This window comes from Nonlabens sp. MB-3u-79 (genome assembly GCF_002831625.1).
In the GTDB taxonomy this organism is placed as follows: Bacteria; Bacteroidota; Bacteroidia; order Flavobacteriales; family Flavobacteriaceae; genus Nonlabens.
On sequence record NZ_CP025116.1, the window covers coordinates 2823341 to 2845102 of the forward strand.

The following is a 21762-nucleotide window of genomic DNA, read 5'->3' on the forward strand; positions in this document are numbered from 1 at the left end:
ATTTAAAAAAAAATAAAGATAAACGATTCTTATAAAAGAAAAGTAGTTGCACGCAACCTTTCAAGACCTGCTGCATCTTTATATCAACTCATACATATCATGAAAAAAATACTTATACTTTTTAGCTTTTTCATCAGTCTATCAGCTTGTACAGATTGCGATGATGATACTGTTGTAACTGAATCAGAAATAGTAGGCAACTGGGAACTGGTGGCCATTCTTGCAGACCCAGGAGACGGCAGTGGCACTTACCAATCAGCGACTGGTAAGACACTTCAGTTTACCGATCAAGCTGTGGTGAATTGCAATATTAGTTTTTGCTTCGGACAGTTAACACAAGCGACGACAACAGGTACTTATGATACCTCTACCATGAGCATTGAGGTAGATAATTGTACAGGAACCTATTCCTTTAATGGGCCTTTTCTTGAAGTGTCACACTTTTGTATAGAGCCTTGTGGAGAACGTTATGTAAGAGTCAACTAGCGCTAAATCAATCCTTGCGGTACTGAGCGGTTTGCTCAAATACATGATCTAGAATATCAATATCTACTTGTTCCAGTGATAATCCACGGCGTTTCATAACAACCTCTGCTACTTCATAAGCTTTGGCAGGTTTGTAAGTCATATTGCCCTGAGGCCCACCCCAATTGAAAGATGGAATAAAATTACGTGGGTAGCCAGCTCCGTAAATATTGGCACTCACTCCTATTACGGTACCTGTATTGAACATGGTATTGATCCCACATTTAGAATGATCTCCCATCATCAATCCACAAAACTGAAGACCAGTTTTTGCAAAACGACCTGTTTCATAGTTCCAGAGTTTTACTTCTGTATAGTTGTTTTTTAGATTACTGGTATTGGTGTCTGCTCCAAGATTACACCATTCTCCTATCACAGAATTCCCTAAGAAACCTTCGTGTCCTTTATTAGAATAACCAAAAATCACAGAATTATTTACCTCTCCTCCTATTTTAGAATGTGGACCTACAGTTGTAGGACCGTAAACCTTTGTTCCTAATTTAGTAGCGCTGTGATCACACAAGGCAAAAGCACCACGTATGATAGAGCCTTCCATAACTTCAGCATCTTTACCTATATAAATAGACCCTGTTGAGGCATTTAAAGTTGCAAATTGAAGTGTGGCACCTTCTTCTATAAAGATGCGATCTTCATTGATACAATTCACACTATCAGGAATGGGCTGGCTTTTTCTTCCTTTGGTAATCAGGTCAAAATCTGCTTCTAATGCTTTTCCATTCTTAGAAAAAATATCCCAAGTAAAATCAATCCCGTCTACTTCTTCTTCTAAGAAAAGCACTTGTTCCAACTCTATGGTAGGTGTGTGTAATTCTTTTACCCTATAGGCAAGTATATCGTTACCTGCCAACAATTTTTGCTGTGGTTTTAAGTTTTTTATCGCTTTACATAGGGCTGGAGTAGCAAACACATTTCCTGCAATTACTATATTATCGGTTGTTTCTACAAGTGGGTATTTGGATTGTAAATAATCCTCTGTCTGGAAACTAACTGTTTCTTCTAGTTGCTTTTCCCACTTCTCGCGTAAGGTCAGAATCCCACAGCGTATCTCACAAGTAGGTCGTGTATATGTAAACGGTAATAATGCTTTGTGCTTATTAAAGTCGGCTAGGATAAAGTTCATCGGTATGGATTGTTTTCTAAGATCAAAGGTCGTAAAACTATTTTCATTTATCATTTTACTTTAAAATAATTATCAAGGATGCTGAAAACCTCAACTTCAAAGAGTTTCGGATATTAAAATGGTTGTCCCGCCCATTTTTAAGTAAGCTAAAAAAGCTGGTCAACAGCAAAGTTGGGGAGCAACGATAACGAAACAGTTTTTAGTCCTTTTCATCTTGATTCCATATTCTTATAACTCAGCGTTCTTTGTTCCATTGTCCTACATTAATTCCTAACTTAGCTGCATGCAAAAAAACCGTTCGCTCTTTATTGCCATAGCAATATTAATTCTTCAGGTCAGCTTTTATTACAGTTTGCGTTTTTTCCCTTCTACCGTGGAGTCGCTTTACAGCACGGGTATTTATCCCTATATCGCAAAAGCCATGAGGCTAGGATTGGGCTGGATTCCTTTCTCGTTTGGAGATGTTGTATACTCGGTTGCTATTCTTATGATCATAAGATGGTTGTGGTTGAGTAAAATGGATTTGATCTCGCTTTCGCGAAAGCGTTACACACAATTATTCCTTTCCTTAAATATTATCCTGGCTCTTTTTCACTGCATGTGGGGGTTTAATTATTACAGAGAACCTTTGCACAAGGTTTTAGACCTTGATAAGAATTACAGTACAGAAGAACTAAAAACAGTCGTCTACCAACTTGTTTTCACCTCTAATCAATTACACGAGCAATTACAAAAGATAGACTCCCTTCCTGTGAGCTTTACGAGATCGCAGTCAGAAATTTTTGACCTAGCTCCTATTGCTTTTAAAAAAATAGACCATATTTATCCCGCACTGGATTATGGGAATTCCAGCATCAAAGAATCACTTCTCACGATGCCGTTATCTTATATGGGTTACAGCGGCTATTTGAATCCGCTGACGGGTGAGGCACAAACAAATGCATGGATCAATAATTACAAAACTCCAGTACTCACCTTACATGAAATGTCGCATCAGTTAGGATTTGCAAAAGAAAATGAAGCTAATTTTATAGCGATCATTGCCGGGATGAATCACGACGATCTGTACTTTCAATACAGTGCTAGTATTTTTGCCTTGCGCTATTGCATCAATGATTTATACCTCAAAGACCCTAAGGCTTATGAGGAAATAAGGCCCTTGATACGTGATGGTATTTTTAAAAATTATAAAGAGCTGCGAGACTTCTGGAATCAGTACAAAGGTGTTGTAGAAGAGGTGTTTAAGGTGACCTACGACACCTATCTAAAAGCCAATAATCAGCCTGACGGAATGGAGACCTACAGCTATGTAGTTGCCCTTATTGTTAACTACTACAAATAACTTTACGCTTTTTATGAATTCTTTAAGAGGTCCGTTTGCAGGAGTTTTGGCTATATTTATAATCTAAACTTTATTTCATGAAAAGAATATTTTCTCTCTTGCTACTGGTTTGCATCTCCGTGCAAGCACAAGAGTATTTCCCAAACAACGACGATATCAGTGCGGTAAGCAATATCACTAGGGTGATTACTAACGCGACTATAGTTACGAGTCCTGGAAAAATGATTTCCAACGGAACCATTATTATTAAAAACGGTAAAATAGAAGCTATAGGAAACGGCATTTCTATACCTAAAAATGCTGTTGTAGAAGACGCTGGTGGCAATTACATCTACCCTTCTTTTATAGAGTCTTATGGAGATCTATCTATGAAAACTCCGCAACGAGCGAGCAGTAATGGAACCGCACAATACGACGAAGGCCGTAAAGGATATTACTGGAATGATCACATCAGAGCAGAGCAAAGCGCGATGGATTATTTTATATACGACACCAAAGAAGCAAAAAAATATGTTGATGCTGGTTTTGGAACAATACAAACGCACCTTCACGACGGTATTGCCCGTGGTAACGGTATGTTGATAGCTCTAGATAATAATGGAACTGACGCCGACCGTATTTTAAAACAAGAAAGCGGGAATTTCTTCTCCTTAAGTAAAAGCCGTCAGTCCAATCAATCTTATCCTACTTCCATGATGGGAGGTTTGGCTTTGTTACGCCAGACTCATTTTGACGCAGACTGGTATGCAAAAGGACACTCTAAATCAAAAGATTTATCTCTAGAGGCGTTAAACGCCAAGAAAAACCTAGTTCAAATCATTGAGGCTGGGAATAAGAAAAACGTTCTTAGAGTTGATAAACTTGGAGATCGAGTAGGAAAGCAATTTGTAATTGTAGGTGGAGAAGACGCTTATGAGATGATTGCCGATGTGAAAGCTACTAACGCTGCTCTTATTGTTCCTGTTAATTTTCCAGATGCTTATGATGTTTCTAATCCCAACTTAGAATGGTTTGTAAATCTAGGCGATATGAGAGAATGGAAACAGGCCCCTGGTAATTTAATGACCTTATCTAAAGCAGGTATTACTTATGCCATTACTACTAAAGATTTAAAATCTCCTGCAGATTTAATGAGTAAATTAAAGCAAGCAATAGCATATGGTCTTACTGAAGATCAAGCATTAGCTGCTCTTACCACCACTCCAGCTGGAATACTTCAAATAACTGATATGGTAGGAACGCTAGAGAAAGGAAAGCTGGCTAACTTTATCATGACCTCTGGAAAGCTATTTGAAGACGATACAGAGATTTATGAAAACTGGGTCAAAGGCTCTAAGCATGTTATAAAAGACAGAAGTACAAAAGACATTGACGGTTCTTATGCAACGACTATTAATGGAACTACCTATGATATTAGCATCAAAGGAAAAGGTAAAAAGTCAACGGTAAAAATAGACAGCATCACTCTGGGTTCTAAAATCACTTATGACGGCGACTGGATCAACATTGTAACCACTCAAAAGGAATCTGACAATAAATCTTATACTCGCTTTTTAGCAACATCTCAATTGAACAACTTAAGCGGAACCGCCTATTTACCTAACGGTCAAGAAATCGCTTTTACCGCAATGAAAAACAAAGATGCTTCTAAAGAGGATAAGGAAGAAGAGGAAGAAAAGGAAGACGATGACAAGACTATCAAGCAAATGGGAACGATGACCTATCCTAACATAGGTTATGGTAGTGCCTCAAAACCTACAGAAGAGACCATCTTATACCGCAACGCGACCGTATGGACCAATGAAAAAGAAGGGATTCTAGAAAACACCGATGTGCTTGTTAAAGACGGTCAAATAGCTAAGATAGGTAAAAACCTAAGTGCTGGAAATGCTAGAATCGTAGATGCTACGGGTAAACACTTAACCAGTGGAATCGTTGATGAACACAGTCATATTGCTATTGACAGTGGAGTTAACGAAGCTGGTCATAATTCCACTGCAGAGGTAACTATTGAAGACGTAGTAGATCACGAAGACATTAACATCTATAGAGATCTTGCTGGTGGAGTAACTTCTTCACAATTACTTCACGGTAGTGCTAACCCAATTGGTGGACGTAGCGCAATTATTAAGCTGAAATGGGGCTACAAGGCAGATGAGATGATTTACAAGGACTCTCCTAAATTTATCAAATTTGCTTTAGGAGAAAATGTAAAACAATCTCGTAGTCAAAATGGAGTGCGTTTTCCACAGACACGTATGGGCGTAGAACAAGTATTTGAAGACTATTTTTCTAGAGCCCGAGCGTATGCCAACTCAAAAGAAGCTAAGGACTTCCGTTATGATGAAGAAATGGAAGTGTTATTAGAGGTCTTAGAAAGTGAGCGCTTTGTTTCCTGTCACTCTTATGTACAAAGTGAAATCAATATGTTGATGGAAGTTGCTGAAAAGCACGGTTTCCGTATCAACACGTTCACGCATATCTTAGAAGGTTACAAAGTAGCTGATAAAATGGCTGAACACGGCGCTGGTGGGTCTACCTTCAGTGACTGGTGGGCTTATAAGTACGAAGTAAACGACGCTATTCCATACAACGGTGCGATCATGCATTCTCAGGGAGTTCTTACTGCCTTTAATTCTGATGATGCTGAAATGTCTCGTCGTTTGAATCAAGAAGCTGCTAAAGCAGTTAAATACGGTGGAGTTAGTGAGGAAGAAGCTTGGAAATTTGTGACGTTGAACCCTGCAAAACTATTGCATATTGATGACCGTACAGGTAGTATCAAGAAAGGAAAAGATGCCGATCTAGTACTTTGGAATGCCAACCCATTAAGTGTGACTGCAAGACCTGAAATCACGATGATTGATGGAATTGTGTTTTTTGACTTGGAACATGACTTAAGCTTGCGCGAAAGCATAAAAGTAGAAAGACAACAACTCGTAAATGAGATGATCATGGCCAAAAATAAAGGGATGAAAACTCAGACACCGAAAAAGAAAGACAAGACTTTATATGAATGCGAAACTATTCACTGGTAACATGAAGACAATGAAAAACATATTATATATTATTTGTGCCTTATTTGCCATAACTGCAACAGCACAACAGACACCTGCTTCAGAACAAAAGGGAGTATACACGATTATGAACGCTACGGCGCATATAGGTAATGGAAAAGTGATCGAGAATTCTGTGATCGTTATTGAAAACGGAATCATCACTGCTATTGCAGATGCTACAGTAGTAAGAATGGATATCAAAGGAGAAAAGATCGATGGGTACGGAATGCACGTATATCCTGGGATTATTGCGATGAATTCTACTTTAGGATTAGTAGAGGTTGATGCCGTAAACGCTAGTGATGACGAGCGCGAGATAGGGACTTTTAATCCGCATATACGCTCCTTGATTGCTTACAATGCCGAGAGTCGCGTCGTGGAATCCATGCGCCCTAACGGAGTACTTATAGCGCAAATAGTGCCTAGAGGTGGTCGTATTTCTGGGAAATCTAGCGTAGTACAACTGGATGCTTGGAACTGGGAAGATGCCTCAGTACGAACGGATGATGGTGTACACATCAACTGGCCTTCTAGTTTTAGAAGAAGTGGTACTTGGTATGAGCCAGGACCTATTGAACCAAGTAAAAATTATGATGAGCAAGTAACAGAACTTACCGACTTTTTAAACAGTGCAAAAGCTTATAATTCAACGGTAAAGCCCGTAGGACTGAACTTGAAATATGCTGCCCTTCAACCAGCATTGAATGGAGATGAAAATTTCTATATACATGTGGATGGAGAAAAAGCCATAAGAGATGTATTGAAATTTATCAAGGCAAACGATATTAAAAAGCCAGTGATCATAGGAGGTCGTGAAGGTGATAAAGTAGCCACTGAGTTGGTTGCAATGAATATTCCTGTAGTTGCTGGACGTGTTCATGATCTTCCAGCTCGAGAAGATGAAGACTTTGATATGCCTTACAAATTCCCTAAACTCCTTGCAGATAAAGGGGTGATGGTAGCCCTAGAAAACTCTGGAAGTATGGAAAGACATCAAGCTCGTAATTTTCCTTTCTATGCAGGAACTGTTGCAGGGTACGGAATGGATATGGAGCAAGCCTTGATGATGATCACGCTTACACCAGCAAAAATTTTAGGAATCGATAAGAATTATGGTTCTCTAGAACAAGGAAAGAGCGCTACTTTATTTATATCTAAAGGAAATGCTCTAGATATGAGAGGAAATCAACTGACAAGAGCTTTTATAGACGGTAGAGACATTTCCCTTAATTCTCATCAAACCGAATTGTATGAGCGTTATATGAATAAGTTTGGAGCGGAAATAAAAAGGTGATCAAAGAGTAAAACCACTTACTACAAGTTGAGTACAAAGGGTTAAAACATCTATTACAAAAGGCTTTAGCACCTCTGAAGTTGATCATCAACTAGAATCGCCTATTCACTGTTAGAATAGGCGATTTTTTTTCATTAATGTAAATCCTTATGAAACACAAGATCCAAAAAGAAGAAAAAGTCTTTGATGATTTTCTGAAAATCTATAAAGCAGAGGTTACACACGATACTTTTAATACTGATAAAGAAATCACGGCTACCCGCCTCGCCTTAGACCGAGGTAATGCGATTGCGGTATTGTTGTATGAAATAGATACCGATAGCTTTTTGTTTATTCGCCAATACCGCTACCCTAGTGCACGACATGGTCAGCCTTGGATAGTTGAGATTCCAGCTGGAGCAATAGACCCTAACGAATCAACAAAAGAGGCAGCTATTAGAGAAGTAAAAGAAGAGATCGGCTATCAAATCGATAGATTAGAATTTATAGTAGAATACTTTCCTTCTCCTGGAATGCTTTCAGAACAGATCAGTATTTTTTATGGCGAAGTAACTTCTAATCAAAAAACAGCAAAAGGTGGTGGTTCTGTTTCAGAAAAGGAAGATATAGAATTGGTTAAAATCTCAAGACGGGAGATCAGGCAAAAACTTCAAGCAGGATTTTTTAATAACTCCGTCAGTATTATTAGTTTACAATGGTATTTACTGAATAAAGTATCTTTAAAATCATAGGTAAATAATGACTCCATAGTTAAATCTACAGGATCAAAAAAAAACCAATTCTTATGAATTGGCTTTTATAATTATAGTCACAGAATGATTTTAGAACCCATTTGTTTCTTTACCTAACTCCATCAGATCATCAAAGTAATCAAACAGTTGTCCTTTAGTAATAACAGCACCTGTTTCAATAAGCTTGAATTTATCTTTGTTAGGATTCTCGCTGTAGGCTTTTTTGGCAGTGAAAATCTTTACCTCATCGTCCATTAAGTTTTTTTGAAGCCATTGATATCCGTCTTTAGTAGTAATATCAATCAATTCATCTCCTACCATAACAGATATCAGTTCCATTTCCTTTTCTCCCAAGGAAAATAAATTCATGGTTCTAGGCGAAATATGCTCTAGATACTCGGCCTTTTGAAGCACGCCTTCCCATACCAAATCAGAGAACACATCTATTTCTTCTTCTGCCACTTCTGGCTGATTTGTTTTAAGATCGTCCCATTCTTTTGCTGTAATAGATTGGGTTGCAAGGAAATTGATGAACTCTTGGTGCATTTCATCTAGTTGCTCCTTGGTAAGTCTTCTATATTTCATAAAAAGCTTATTTAAAAATTTGTATTAAAAAAGCCGTTTCAATTTAATGAAACGGCTTTATATGTGATAAGATCGAGTCTTACTTGTCTGCTACTACGTTAAAAGCAAGCTTTACAGTTACTTCTCTGTGAAAACGTACATCAGCCTCGTAAAGACCAAGTCTCTTAATAGCACCTCCAGCAACAGAGATAAACTTCTTCTCTATCTCAATACCGTTCTTTGCTAAGATGTTAGAAACATCTGCAGTGGTGATAGAACCAAACAATTTGTCTCCATCTCCAGTTTTTGCAGTTATTTTCAAATCAAGAGCTGTAAGTTGATCAGCTTGATCTTGAGCAGCTTTGATGTTTTTAGCTTCTTTATGAGCTCTTTGCTTAAGCGTTTCAGCCAGTACTTTTTTAGCACTAGTGGTAGCCATTACAGCCAGTCCATTAGGTATTAAAAAGTTACGACCATAACCAGGCTTAACACTCACTAAATCGTCAGTAAAACCTAAATGTTCTACGTCTTTCTTTAATATAAGTTCCATAATGTTAATCTGATTTTGTTATTTAAGTAAATCTCCTACGTAAGGCATGATAGCAATGTGACGAGCACGTTTTACAGCTATAGCAACTTTACGTTGGTATTTTAGTGAAGTTCCAGTAAGACGACGTGGAAGTAACTTCCCTTGTTCATTTACAAATCCGAAAAGGAAATTAGGATCTTTATAATCTATATATCTAATACCGCTACGTTGAAAACGACAGTATTTTTTTCTCTGTTGAGTCTCGATCTTTAAAGGAGATAGGTAACGGATGTCACCATCTTTTTTACCTTTAGCTTGTTGTTGTAATGTTGCCATAATTTAAGCTTTAGATTTTTTAGACATTCTACTTCTTCTCTTCTCTGCCCACTCGATAGCATATTTATCAAGTTTTACAGTAAGGTATCTCATGATACGCTCATCACGACGGAATTCTACTTCATAGTCGTTGATTACCTCACCAGGTACTTCAAATTGAAAAAGGTGGTAAAAACCACTTTTCTTGTTTTCGATTGCATAAGCCAGTTTTTTTAGGCCCCAATCTTCTTTGGCTACCATTTTTGCACCGCGATCAGTAAGGAAATTCTCAAACTTCTTTACTGTCTCCTTTACCTGGTCATCAGATAAAACGGGATTCAAAATGAAAACAGTTTCGTATTGATTCATAATTAATATTGTTTTTTAACGGCTGCAAAAATAATCTTTTTCTCTTATTTAAACAATAAGAATCTTTTATATTTTATATATCCTTATAGTACAGACATCATTTATCCAACGGTTGAACACTTATCTGATGACTCTTTTATACATCCTCCCTATTTAAATGAGCAAACTGCAAGCAGTATGACTGTAACTAAAGTTAAACCATAAAATACTCAACCTCCTGTTTTTTAGTAAAATTGTAAAGTGTATTATTTGGTATGTATCTTTCATCAAACTAAAACATCGATGAAATACACCATTTTCTATTCTAAAAACTAATTATTTACAGTATGTTAGAATAATGCTAAATTCGCTAACTTGTTAATATATCCGATTAAACGTGTTTTTATTTGTATTTCATCAGAAAAGTAAGTACTATTGTCTAGAAACCATTAATAAAGACGATGAGCAACACTATTCTGAACTGTTTTGTAGTAGATGATTCTAGTATACAACGACTCGCGATCGTAAAGATGATAGAAGGTCATCCAAATTTAAAGCTAATAGGCGAGTTTAGCAACGCTGTAGAGACCAAAACAGCATTAAAAGAACAAGTAGTAGATCTTATCTTTCTAGATATAGAGATGCCCATTCTTACTGGTTTTGATTTATTAGACGACATTACAGAAAAACCAAGTGTCATTTTTGTTACAGGACAAACCAAGTATGCTTTTAAAGCATTTGATTATGCAGCCATAGACTATTTACAAAAGCCTATTAAAAAAACCCGTTTTCTTTATGCAGTCGAGAGAGCACTGCTAGCGCATAAGATGAAAACTGAAATGATCGAAGATCGCGGCGAGTTTATCTTTGTAAAAAGTAATCTTAAAAAACGTAAAGTATACCTTAAAGAGCTGAGATACATTCAAGCACTGGGTGATTATGTAAAACTGATTACTGAAGAGGATAACTTAATCGTTCTTTCTACTATGAAGTCCTTTGAAAGTACTCTTCCTGAAGAAGACTTTTTGCGCATTCATAAATCTTACATAGTAAATTTGAGAAAAGTAGAAAAGTTCAATTCTAAGGCAGTAGAGCTAGGTGATGAAGTATTGCCTTTAAGTCGCAATAGAAAATCAGAACTTATTGAAGCCCTGTCCCAATTTTAACTCTTCATTCATTTACATCATACAAGCCGCTTCTTAAGAGCGGCTTTTTTTTGTGCTATTTTGCTTGAACCCCTATTTATTGAGAATGAATAGCTGGCTTTAATATCGCTTTCGCGAAAGCGAGAACCACAAAAAATTTCATCTAATAAGCATCTACATCTATATTACATCTTACAGAACGGTACTGCTTAATAGATTCAAAGCTTTTCTTTACTTTCATGATATAGCCTTTTACCTGATCTGGAGCCTGTTGCTTTGTCAACTTTATGATCACATGAATATTATAAAGATTACGTATACGTGACACTGGCGGAAATTCTGGCCCTAGAACTACCACGCCATGGGGAATTTGATTCAAAGCATTTACAAACCAAGTGCTTGAATCTAAGGTCGTCTGGTAGTCGCGATGTTTAAAAGTAATCCTTATCAATCTCTGAAAAGGCGGGTATTTAAACTGATAGCGCTCCTCAATCTGCTCTTTATACATCGTAGGGTAATCGTAAGAACTTACCTGCTGTAAGATCATATGATCTGGATGGTAACTTTGTATCAACACCTTACCTATTTCTTTAGTACGCCCTGCTCTTCCTGCAACTTGTGTCAGCAATTGAAAACATCTTTCATGAGCTCTGAAATCTGGAAAGTTAAGCATAGAGTCTGCATTCATAACCCCTACCAGACTTACATTTCTAAAGTCAAGACCTTTTGTAAGCATTTGTGTACCGACCAGGCAGTCTATTTCTCCGGTATCCATTTGATGAATAAGTTTTTCATAAGAGTTTTTACCTCTGGTAGTATCCAGATCCATGCGAGCGACCTTATGATCAGGAAATAACATCCTAAACTCTTGCTCTATTTGTTCTGTACCAAAACCTTTAGTATCCATTGCGCTACTAGAGCAAGATGGGCACTCCTTAGGTACAAAAGTGTGGTAACCGCAGTAATGACATCTTAGCTGTCCTTTGTATTGATGGTACGTAAGACTGACATCACAATTAGGACATTGCGGCGCATTTCCACAAGTGCCACATTCCATAATAGGGGCATAACCCCTCCTATTTTGAAAAAGGATCACTTGCTTCTTGTTCCTAAAAGCTTGCTGCATATGCTCAATGAGTGTGTCAGAAAAATGACCAGTCATCTTTTTACGCTTGTGCTTTTCTTTAATATCCACCATATTGATTTCTGGCATCTGGACATTTCCAAAACGCTTTTTCAATTCTACCAGGTGGTATTTTCCAGAACTAGCATTGTAATAACTTTCTAATGCTGGTGTCGCACTCCCTAGAAGTACGAATGCTTTTTTCATGTGGCCCAATACAATCGCCGTATCTCTAGCATGATAGCGAGGTGCAGGGTCGTATTGTTTAAAACTGGTTTCATGCTCTTCGTCCACAATGATTAAACCCAAGTTTTGGAAGGGTAATAACATCGCACTGCGAGCACCTATGATCACATAAGGCTCTTTTGCGTTGATCACATGATTCCAAACTTCTAAACGCTCATTGAGGTTGTATTTAGAATGATACACCAGCACTTGATGTTTAAAAAAGTTTTTTAATCTAGAGATCAATTGAGTGGTGAGTGCAATTTCTGGCAACAAATACAAGGCTTGACTCCCCTTCTCCAGTTGTTCTCTAATAAGTTCTACATACAGTTGCGTCTTCCCGCTTGAGGTAACCCCGTGAAGTAACACTGTCTTGTTGGACTTAAAGCTACTTTTAATTTGCTGTAAGGCCTCCGTTTGATCTTCATTTAAACGATACAATTCACTACCCTCTTCTTCCTTATCCAGTACTCTATCTATTTCTTTTTCAATTTCTACAAGAATACCTTTAGACACCAGAGTTTTAATAACCGCAGCAGTAACATTTGCTCTTTCTATAAGCTGTTTTTTAGTCACCTCTTTAGGGTTTCCTGCCTGCATCATGAATAATGTCAAAACGGCTTCTCTTTGTTTAGGAGCACGCTGGAGTTCTTCAAGCACCGATTGAAGTTTTTCATCTTCTTTTAATTCCTCATGTAAGAGGATAAATTTTTCTGTTTTAGGCTTGTATGTATGATAGAGTTCTTCTTGCAGGATAATAAAATCCTTTTCCAGCATTTTTTGCAGAATAGGCAGCACACTCTTGCGGTCCAAAATATCCATTACTTCTTGCACTTTTAAAGCATTGCGAGATTCCAAGGCTTCCATAACTAGAAATTCTCGGTCGTCTAGAAGTGCATCATCTATAAAAGTGGCTTCATTTTTCAAAACAATGGTTTCACTCTCTAAAAGAAATGATTTAGGCAAGGATGCTCGCATTACCTGACCTACTGCGCATAGGTAATAGGAACTTATCCATTCCCAAAACTGTAGCTGGCTTTCTGTAACTACTGGTTGCTCATCAATAATGAACTCGATATCCTTAACCTCGTAAGTAGCTGTATTTTCCTGATGTACTCGATGAACGATGCCTGTATAGATCTTTGATTTACCAAAAGGCACAGCCACCCTCATACCGGGCTTTAAAAAATCAGCTTCGACAGTATTGACCGTATAAGTAAAATAACGCTCAAGAGGAAGTGGTAGAATAACATCAATGAAGTGCTGCATAAGATGTAAAAATAAGAAGCTCTTTTGGTTTTTAGTTCTGATACCAAATAAAAAAGCGCGAATTCTAAATAAGAACTTGCGCTTGATACTGGTTTAGATAATTAAGATTACATCTTATCTATTATTTTATTAATTAATTCTGTGGTAGAATCATAAGCGACTCCATCCCTTTTTGCTTGCTCGATAGCTTCTTTAGCTTTCTTCAATGCTTCTGAAAACCTTTCCACTTTAAATAATAAGGCAGCGAGTGTATCTAGATTGTAGTAGTTTTGTTCCAGTTCGATAGACCTTTTAACCATATCTATACCTTTATAGAAATCAGTACGTTGATAGTGCTTCTCATAGATATGCCAAGCTAGTGTATTGAGTTGCGATGAATTAGTCCATATTTTATAGGACCTATCCAGTTCATCTTTGGTGTTGTGATATGCTGCAGCATCGTATCTGGAAGCATCGGTATAACTTGTTTCTGTACTTTCTACGACTTCTTCTACTACAACATCATCTTCAGTATTGTAATCCACATACTTCTCTATTAAGGATGTCATATCCCCTTTAGACATAGCTCCTTTTACCACATCTAAATTTGTTGAGTTTTTAATGAAAAAATACGTAGGCATGGCGGTAACACCTAAGGCATCGTCCACGGCATTTTCATCTACATCAATTTTATAAAAATCTACTTTTCCTGCATACTCCTTAGAAAGTTCCTTTAATATAGGATCCATGATTTTACAAGGACCACACCAAGTCGCATAAAAGTCTACGACTATTAATTTATCATTATTAACCAATAGTTTTGATTCTGCATCAATGTCTGTAATTTCTGTTTGAGCCTGAGCTACTTGCATAAGGCAAATGAAAGCCGCGAATAAATATTTCATGTCTATAAGTTTTAAAAGTTAAAAATAAGTGAAAATTTACAATTTTAAGTACCCTGTTTGGGGTATTTAAAATTGTAAACCACTTAAAAAGAACCTGTTTCGATTGCTCGTCGGCAATTAATCACGACACTTGACCAAACCCATTTACTACTTCGACTCATATTTACATGTTAACAAAATTGTTGAGAAACCGGAGTACTATCTTTTAGATAACTCATCAAGCGATCATATCTTTATAGAAACGATTTGTTATGAATGATAGAGACGAATATCTAGTAGCTTTAAGACCTGAAATTATGGGTGCACGAGTAGATGAAAACATGAGTGATGAAGAACGCTTTCAAAATACCAGCTTACGCCCTATCGCAAAATTGCAAAATGACCTGATTATAGCGGTTTTTAAAAACTACATTAAAAAACATAAAAATGTTTTTTGCGGTCTTACTGCTCATAAACGTATCGATTACATTGAAAATGCTGTCAATAGGGATCAGAAATTCAGAAATTCTTTAAAGGGAATGTTAATGGGACAGTTCACTATAGCAGAGTACCAGCATTACATCACCAACTCTAGCGCACTCAATAAACGCATGATGAATCTTGTAAGAGAACGACTCATTAGCAACATACAGTTGTTTGAAAAGCCTGTTGTAGACCTATAATAAGGACTCTCCATTAAGGTCTGTGGTCAGCACTTCTGACATAAAATCTAGAAAAGGCCTCGCGGTTTTAAAAGAGGCATTTACTGTAGAGGAGAAATCTTTACTCAAGACTTCTTGATCTGTAAATGATTTCATAAAATAGAAAGATTTAAATTTTATAAGATCCATATCTGGGTGTGCTTTATCAAAATTTCTAGGAGCCGTTTTTAATTGTTCTCCCGTCAAATCGCCCCAACATTTTATAAACTGCGCATCAGAAATAATAGACCTTAATTGCTGAGCGTCTAATTCGAGCTCTTTTCGTATGCGCAGAAGATCTTCTTTCTCTGGAGAAAAAAATCCTACACCTATAACATGTTCATTTGGCTTGATACGCATGTAATAACCACCTCTTTTATCTGCTCCAGCTCTTATCCAGTTAGCACTGCGATGAGCTTTAAAAGGCGTTTTATCTTTTGAAAATCGTATATCCCTATAAATTCTAAAGGTTTTAGCTCTTTCTATCACATCATGCTGATTTAAATCAAGCATAATGTCATTTGCATAGCTTTTAAAATTCGTGTCTAGAGTTTTAAAATAGGGTTTGCGTTCCTCAAACCAAGCTTTATTATTGTTTTGAGCGAGTTCTTTTAAAAATGTAATTAACGCTGGATCTATCATAAAAAATACCTTCGAATTCTCAAAAGCAAGTTATAAATTTATTTAAGCAGAGCCTATCATATTATTATATTTATAATAAATAAGAGCCTTGTATTCTTTTCTACAAGCCAGACTAACAATATTGTTGATAGGAAGGCATTACTTTTTGTTAGACAGATTTAAAAAACCATCTAAAGTTTGGTTGATTTCTATTTTAGCTATTAAATTCCAGATCATTACATATTTGATCTTTGCTGTAGTCAACAACATTTCTGCAAAAAAAACACAAGTAAGAAGCAAGATATATAAGATAAAGATGCTCGTTTTATTTATAAAAAGGGTTTAATTGTTAATAAGTATGTTATGCTACTAGTTATATATAAAATATCTTTGTAAAACGTTAAAAATGGGTTTGCAGTTTATTTTATAAGCCCTTCCTATTTGAACTAATTTCTTATAATTCTTTAAAGAAAAGAAGTTAAGATCACCAAATAATAACATTAAGATGAAATTTATAGTATCTAGTTCTTATCTGCAAAAACACCTCCAACTATTAGGTGGAGTCATCAATAACAACAACACCCTACCCATTTTAGATAATTTCCTTCTAGAATTAACTGGTAATGAGCTTAAGGTCTCTGCTAGCGACATGGAAACTACCATTGTCAGTAAACTTGAGGTAGAAAGTCAAGATGATGGAAGCATTGCTTTACCCGCAAAATTACTACTTGACACACTTAAAACATTTCCAGAACAGCCTCTCACTTTTCATTCTGTGGACACCATGATGACCGTAAGTCACGATAAAGGTAAATCTGAAATAGCTTGTGCAGCTGCTGAAGAGTTTCCGAAAGCGGTTTCTATTTCAGAACCTAGCAGCACTACTATAATGGGAGACACCCTTGCTACAGCAATTAACAAAACTATATTTGCTGCTGGTAATGACGATTTAAGGCCTGTAATGAGCGGTGTGTTTTTTCAATTTGCAAGTGATTCACTCACTTTTGTGGCTACAGACGCTCATAAATTAGTGCGTTACAAAAGAGAAGATCTTTCTGCCAGTCAAACAGCAGAATTCATCATGCCTAAGAAACCTTTAAACCTTCTTAAAGCAATGTTGCAAGGCAGCGAGTCTGAAGTACTGATAGAGTATAATGATAGCAACGCGCAATTCAGCTTTGACTCTACCAACATCATTTGCCGTTTAATCGATGGGAAATACCCTAATTATGAAGCGGTAATCCCGAAGGAAAACCCAAACAAATTGACCATCTCTAGAACACAGTTTTTAAACTCTGTAAGACGTGTGAGTATTTTTTCCAATAAAACAACCCACCAAATCAGACTTAAAATGGCAGGTGCTGAGCTCAACATAAGTGCCGAAGACCTAGATTACAGCAATAAAGCTGATGAGCGACTGACTTGTGATTATCAAGGGGACGATATGCAAATAGGTTTTAATAGTAGGTTCCTTATTGAAATGCTCAATAACTTGACTTGTGATGATGTTTCTTTAGAAATGTCTCTACCTAATCGCGCAGGTATTTTAACACCTGTGGACGGGCTTGATGAAGGTGAGAATGTTACTATGCTAGTAATGCCGGTGATGCTTAATCAATAAACCTTAAAACTTACTTATCATAAAAAGGCTCGCAAATGCGAGCCTTTTTATGATATTAAATTTCCTACAACAGGTATTAGAATACCTACTTATCTAGATAGCGTTCTTTAATGATGTTCTCATGATGCAAACTATGACCAGCTATTAAAAAAGGGATCACCCTTGCAGTCATGATCTGACCACTTGCAACTCCTCTAAACTGTAAAGAATCTTCTGTAGCGTTCTTAAACAAATCGATGGTTGCCTGTCTAGTTGATTGGATAGAAGATAGCAATTCCGCTTTCGCGAAAGCGGAATCCCCTAAGCTTTCAACAAAAAGATCTTGATCAAATCCGGGTAATGGAGTCGCGTCTTTGCGCAGAAACCTAAGTGCGCGGTAAGCAAAAATACGCTCCGTGTCCAAATTGTGCTCTAATACTTGGCCTATAGACCATTTACCCTCTGCGTATTTATAAGAAAACGGCTTATCAATAGAGTTAACTAACCGAACTGTCTGCTCAATGGCATCTACTAAAACTGATTCTATGCTTGACTCTCCATCAATCATAGAGAGATAAGGAGTGTAATATTCTGAATATTCTTCCTTATCGAGATCTTTTAAAAGGATCATTACAGGTCTTGAAATACTTTGTGCAACAATCTTTTCTTATCATTGATACTTTCCTCAAGGCTGATCATCGTTTCTGTACGACTTACACCATCAATATCGTCCAGCATAAATATAATTTTCTTTGCGTGGGTTGTATCCTTGGCACGAATTTTACAAAATATATTGAATTTACCAGTGGTAATATGAGCTACAGTGACAAAAGGAATTTCTTGAATTCTGCTCAATACAAATTGAGTCGTACTTGTTTTTTCTAGGAACACACCTATATAAGCTATAAATGTATAACCGAGCTGGTGGTAATCTACCGTTAATGAAGATCCATGAATAATTCCTGATTCTTCCATTTTCTTTACCCTAACATGAACTGTTCCAGCACTTATATTAAGTCTTTTTGCAATATCTGTAAAAGGTGTTCTAGTGTTCTCAATAAGAACATCAAGAATTTTCTTATCAATATCGTCAATCTTTGCCATAATAATGTATTTTTCTAACAATTTTCCGTAAAATAAAGACAATAGATGATAATAAACTAACAAATTCAACACTTTTGCAATTAATTAGCAAATATTGTAATATTCAACGACTCTGAATAAATTTCAAAATTATCTTCTACAATCAAATCATTTTTAAAACTGTCATCGTCTGACAAGTCTATAACACGGTGTCCATTTAAGACATCTTCTCTATTCACACCTATTAGTATAGGAATAAAATAGAGCTTACCATCCTGAACCTGCTCATGAAACTGAATACAGAGATGTTTTATACCTGCTGGGGATTTATAATTTTTTATCCAGATATCTACATAAGCTTTGCTCATTTCTGGAATAGATTCATATGCATTCACAACAGCAACCTTAAGTAAATGACTTGTAAAAACAGATTTTAAGGCTATTTGAAGCGCTTTATATACCAATATGCTCACTTCATCCCTAGAGTAATCATCTCCCGAATGACCTGCCTCAAATAAGACAGTAGGCACAAGGTTACTCATCATAAAATCTCCTACACAATTGATATTAAAATCATCATTATACCTACCTATGATTCCATTTACGTGATGATTTAAGTCGGTATTTATAGAATTAATAACATGCATAGCCTTAATACGGGCAGCGCTAAGGTTTTTATTTTTATCTCCTGCAGGAGCAAGAAAAGATAATTGAGCAGGAATTGAACCATTTTTAGATCCGTAAATACTACGTTGTCCATGCAAGTTGAAACAATAATGGGGTTGGAAATCATCAAAAACCTTTCTTAAAACAATACTTTCTGGCTGTGATAATAAAACCGCATCGCGATTTAAATCTACATTATTTGCATTTACTCTAGTCCAATTATCAGCACCGTCTGGATTTAAAATAGGAATAATATACAATTCAATATTTTCTAACATATGTTCTAAATCACTCCTTCTTAAAAGCTCACAAATAGCTCTTGTGGTAGAAGATTCATTACCGTGCATTTGAGACCATGCTAAAACTTTAACCTTACCAGATCCTATCTTTAATCCATAAATAGATCTTTTAAGCACTGATTCACCTATTACAAGATCTTTTAAAACAGAACCATCTAAAGTGTTTAAGATCTTCTGGAAGTAATCTTCAAATTGTATATAGGAGTAATATCTAGGAAGCATTTAAGAATGGTGTTTTAAGCTAGTATCAAAAGGATGCATTAGAATAGTATTATTAACAGTACAAATGTAAACTCTTTAAGGTTCACAAAAGTAAACAGTTAACCTGTTACAAATGTAAACAATTCAATCTGTACTTTAGTTTACAATTGTAATCAACTATCCTGGTGTTGTTGCTCCTGTTTCTTGTTGAAATAACCCAATAGCATCAAGGAAAGATTATTAATAATCTATGTATTTGTATTTCAGTAATTAAAATGCTTTTATATAAACAAAAGATTTACTATATATCTAGTCTTTATGAACTGTTTATGTCTAACATGAGTCAAGTGTTTACATTAATAAACACAATTGTAAACCATATTTTGTTTACTTTTGTAACCTATGGTGAATTCAGCAGATTTTTCAAAAAGAATGCAAAAAATTATGGACAGGAACGATTTAAACGCTTCTTCCTTTGCAGAACGTATTAATGTAGGACGTAGTTCTATATCACATATTCTTTCCGGACGCAACAAACCCAGCCTGGATTTTGTTATTAATACCGTGAAGGAATTTCCAGAAGTAGATTTCGACTGGCTGCTAAATGGTAAAGGAACTTACCCCAAATCAGAAGCGCCATCAACACCTCCTACTGAAAGCTCAACTCCTACCGCTATTCTTGAAAATAAAGCAATGGAATCCAGCCACCCTGATCCTATGCAAGCAGCGTCTCAAGATCTTTTTTCAACACCTGATCACAAAGAAGCCACTCACACACCTAAAATAGGTAAAGGGAAAAATATACAAAAAGTAATTTTGTTATATGACGACGGAAGTTTTGAATATTTTATACCTTAACTACAGGATCAAGAATTAACTTTGTAAAAAAATTCTACATGAAGTATTCACCTCTATTGATCTTAATTTTATTTTTTACAACGGGTTGCTATGAAAACACCAGAGACTGTAAAGACTTTCAAGAAGGCACCTTTATATGGGAACAAGAAAGTGGCGGTAAATTATTAAAGACTGAATTTACTCGTACCAAAGATTTCCAAATTGAGCGTTTTGAAACTAAAGTAGATACTTCAAGAATTGAATGGATAAATGATTGTGAATGGAGAGTGATTCCAATTGATCCTAAAACAAATGCAGAAAGCCGCGCTTACCTATTTAAAATCTTGAGCACTAATAAAGATTCCTATACCTTTGAATTTAAACAGTCCGGTCGTGACCAGATCTATAAAGGAACGGCCGTTAAAAAATAAAACAACCCATCATGTTTGAAATCTTTGCAAATGCAGATGCCTGGATAGCGCTTCTGACTCTTACCTTCTTAGAAATAGTTTTAGGTATAGATAATATTATTTTTATCTCTCTTGCTGCAGATAAATTACCCGATACACAACGCAAGCGGGCTACTAACCTAGGACTTGTGTTGGCCATGATTTTACGTATAGTTTTACTCTTTGGCATCAGCATGCTGATCTCTCTTCAAAGCAGTTGGTTTGATTTTGACTATGGTTGGTTAAGTGGTGGAGTTTCGGGACAGTCGCTTATACTGCTTGCTGGTGGTTTATTCTTACTCTATAAAGCAACTCAAGAAATTTATGAAAAGGTAGAAGATATAGGACACGATCATAATGAAGTAAAACGCAAGCAGTCGTCAGCTCTTTCTAAAGTGATTATAGAAATTACTATGATCAACATTGTCTTCTCTTTTGATAGTATTCTAACCGCTGTAGGAATGACCAACGGGTTAAGTGATGATCCAAATGATGCATTGGTCTTGATGATCATAGCTGTAGTCATTTCAGTAGGTATAATGTTGCTATTTGCACATCCAGTAGGAAAGTTTGTCAACAAGCATCCATCGGTACAGGTATTAGGTCTTGCCTTTTTACTTTTGATAGGTTTTATGCTTATTGCAGAAGGCGCTCATATGGCTCATCTAAGCTTCTTTGGCAGCGAAACAGGCGTCATCCCTAAAGGATATTTATACTTTGCTATTTTCTTCTCTATGTTTATTGAGTTTCTCAATTTTAAGTTGCGTGGTAATAAGCAAGTGCACAAAAAAACTACAGACCTTATGAAGGAATAGATCTAATTCAAATACGA

The 21762-nt window shown here is 36.3% G+C and carries 22 protein-coding genes; 11 read left to right on the forward strand and 11 right to left on the reverse strand.

The genetic code is table 11. From position 1 onward, the window contains the following. Positions 1-99 precede the first annotated feature (99 nt). Positions 100-486, forward strand: a complete 387-nt coding sequence (locus tag CW736_RS12475) for a hypothetical protein (RefSeq protein WP_101014595.1) — start codon at positions 100-102, stop codon at positions 484-486. Between the two features lie 7 nt (positions 487-493). On the opposite strand, the gene CW736_RS12480 is transcribed toward CW736_RS12475, so the two are convergent. Further along, positions 494-1666 (reverse strand): GlmU family protein, encoded by a 1173-nt coding sequence (locus CW736_RS12480; RefSeq protein WP_101014597.1) that lies wholly within the window; start codon positions 1664-1666, stop codon positions 494-496. 283 nt (positions 1667-1949) lie between these two features. On the opposite strand from CW736_RS12480, the gene CW736_RS12485 reads away from it, so the two are divergent. The 4 genes from CW736_RS12485 (at position 1950) to CW736_RS12500 (ending at position 8092) form a co-directional block, all read left to right on the forward strand. Continuing rightward, complete coding sequence (locus CW736_RS12485) at positions 1950-3008, forward strand: DUF3810 domain-containing protein (RefSeq protein WP_101014600.1); 1059 nt, start codon at positions 1950-1952, stop codon at positions 3006-3008. Positions 3009-3085: 77 nt separating this feature from the next. Beyond that, the gene (locus CW736_RS12490) at positions 3086-6046 is read left to right on the forward strand and encodes an amidohydrolase family protein (RefSeq protein WP_101014602.1); all 2961 of its coding nucleotides are present in this window, start codon (positions 3086-3088) and stop codon (positions 6044-6046) included. A 10-nt stretch (positions 6047-6056) separates the two neighbouring features. Continuing rightward, a complete protein-coding gene (locus CW736_RS12495) occupies positions 6057-7361 on the forward strand; it encodes an amidohydrolase family protein (RefSeq protein ID WP_232735360.1) in 1305 nt (434 codons plus the stop codon). 149 nt (positions 7362-7510) lie between these two features. Then, positions 7511-8092: an NUDIX domain-containing protein gene (locus CW736_RS12500; protein WP_101014608.1), complete on the forward strand. Its 582-nt coding sequence runs from the start codon at positions 7511-7513 to the stop codon at positions 8090-8092. 90 nt (positions 8093-8182) lie between these two features. On the opposite strand, the gene CW736_RS12505 is transcribed toward CW736_RS12500, so the two are convergent. From CW736_RS12505 to rpsF, 4 genes are all read right to left on the reverse strand, one after another. Continuing rightward, on the reverse strand, positions 8183-8677 hold the full coding sequence (locus CW736_RS12505) for a DUF6495 family protein (protein WP_101014611.1): 495 nt from the start codon (positions 8675-8677) through the stop codon (positions 8183-8185). A gap of 79 nt (positions 8678-8756) precedes the next feature. Next, complete coding sequence (rplI, locus tag CW736_RS12510; RefSeq protein ID WP_101014613.1) at positions 8757-9206, reverse strand: 50S ribosomal protein L9; 450 nt, start codon at positions 9204-9206, stop codon at positions 8757-8759. A gap of 18 nt (positions 9207-9224) precedes the next feature. Then, on the reverse strand, positions 9225-9521 hold the full coding sequence (rpsR, locus tag CW736_RS12515) for a 30S ribosomal protein S18 (protein WP_101014615.1): 297 nt from the start codon (positions 9519-9521) through the stop codon (positions 9225-9227). 3 nt (positions 9522-9524) lie between these two features. After that, positions 9525-9869: a 30S ribosomal protein S6 gene (gene rpsF / locus CW736_RS12520; protein ID WP_101014617.1), complete on the reverse strand. Its 345-nt coding sequence runs from the start codon at positions 9867-9869 to the stop codon at positions 9525-9527. A gap of 440 nt (positions 9870-10309) precedes the next feature. Between rpsF and CW736_RS12525 the strand changes: the two genes are divergently transcribed. Next, entirely contained in the window at positions 10310-11014 is a 705-nt protein-coding gene (locus tag CW736_RS12525; protein WP_101014619.1) for a LytR/AlgR family response regulator transcription factor, read from the forward strand. Between the two features lie 142 nt (positions 11015-11156). Here the strand turns inward: CW736_RS12525 and priA are convergent, their stop codons facing one another. Together priA and CW736_RS12535 are read right to left on the reverse strand one after the other, a co-directional pair. Continuing rightward, positions 11157-13610: a primosomal protein N' gene (gene priA, locus CW736_RS12530; protein ID WP_101014621.1), complete on the reverse strand. Its 2454-nt coding sequence runs from the start codon at positions 13608-13610 to the stop codon at positions 11157-11159. 107 nt (positions 13611-13717) lie between these two features. Next, entirely contained in the window at positions 13718-14494 is a 777-nt protein-coding gene (locus tag CW736_RS12535; RefSeq protein ID WP_101014624.1) for a thioredoxin family protein, read from the reverse strand. Between the two features lie 251 nt (positions 14495-14745). Between CW736_RS12535 and CW736_RS12540 the strand changes: the two genes are divergently transcribed. Next, entirely contained in the window at positions 14746-15156 is a 411-nt protein-coding gene (locus CW736_RS12540; RefSeq protein ID WP_101014627.1) for a glyoxalase, read from the forward strand. Here CW736_RS12540 and CW736_RS12545 read toward each other — a convergent pair. Further along, the gene (locus CW736_RS12545) at positions 15151-15816 is read right to left on the reverse strand and encodes a DUF2461 domain-containing protein (protein WP_101014630.1); all 666 of its coding nucleotides are present in this window, start codon (positions 15814-15816) and stop codon (positions 15151-15153) included. The two genes, CW736_RS12540 and CW736_RS12545, sit on opposite strands and share 6 nt — an antisense overlap. A gap of 484 nt (positions 15817-16300) precedes the next feature. On the opposite strand from CW736_RS12545, the gene dnaN reads away from it, so the two are divergent. After that, the gene (gene dnaN / locus CW736_RS12550) at positions 16301-17416 is read left to right on the forward strand and encodes a DNA polymerase III subunit beta (protein ID WP_101014633.1); all 1116 of its coding nucleotides are present in this window, start codon (positions 16301-16303) and stop codon (positions 17414-17416) included. 85 nt (positions 17417-17501) lie between these two features. On the opposite strand, the gene CW736_RS12555 is transcribed toward dnaN, so the two are convergent. The 3 genes from CW736_RS12555 to CW736_RS12565 all read right to left on the reverse strand — a co-directional run bounded on the left by CW736_RS12555 (position 17502) and on the right by CW736_RS12565 (position 19665). Then, positions 17502-18026: a DinB family protein gene (locus CW736_RS12555; protein WP_101014636.1), complete on the reverse strand. Its 525-nt coding sequence runs from the start codon at positions 18024-18026 to the stop codon at positions 17502-17504. Then, positions 18026-18499 carry an Lrp/AsnC family transcriptional regulator gene (locus CW736_RS12560; RefSeq protein ID WP_169934428.1) on the reverse strand — a complete coding sequence of 158 codons (474 nt, stop codon included), beginning with the start codon at positions 18497-18499 and terminating at the stop codon, positions 18026-18028. The genes CW736_RS12555 and CW736_RS12560 overlap by 1 nt, the downstream gene beginning before the upstream one ends. An 80-nt stretch (positions 18500-18579) precedes the next feature. Then, positions 18580-19665: a M14 family zinc carboxypeptidase gene (locus CW736_RS12565; RefSeq protein ID WP_101014638.1), complete on the reverse strand. Its 1086-nt coding sequence runs from the start codon at positions 19663-19665 to the stop codon at positions 18580-18582. A gap of 423 nt (positions 19666-20088) precedes the next feature. Between CW736_RS12565 and CW736_RS12570 the strand changes: the two genes are divergently transcribed. Genes CW736_RS12570 through CW736_RS12580 form a run of 3 tightly spaced genes read left to right on the forward strand, consistent with a single transcriptional unit; the run spans position 20089 to position 21745 of the window. Continuing rightward, a complete protein-coding gene (locus CW736_RS12570; protein WP_232735361.1) occupies positions 20089-20502 on the forward strand; it encodes a helix-turn-helix domain-containing protein in 414 nt (137 codons plus the stop codon). A gap of 38 nt (positions 20503-20540) precedes the next feature. Beyond that, a complete protein-coding gene (locus CW736_RS12575; protein ID WP_101014642.1) occupies positions 20541-20912 on the forward strand; it encodes a DNA topoisomerase IV in 372 nt (123 codons plus the stop codon). An 11-nt stretch (positions 20913-20923) separates the two neighbouring features. Next, the gene (locus tag CW736_RS12580; protein ID WP_101014645.1) at positions 20924-21745 is read left to right on the forward strand and encodes a TerC family protein; all 822 of its coding nucleotides are present in this window, start codon (positions 20924-20926) and stop codon (positions 21743-21745) included. The last annotated feature ends 17 nt before the right edge of the window (positions 21746-21762 follow it).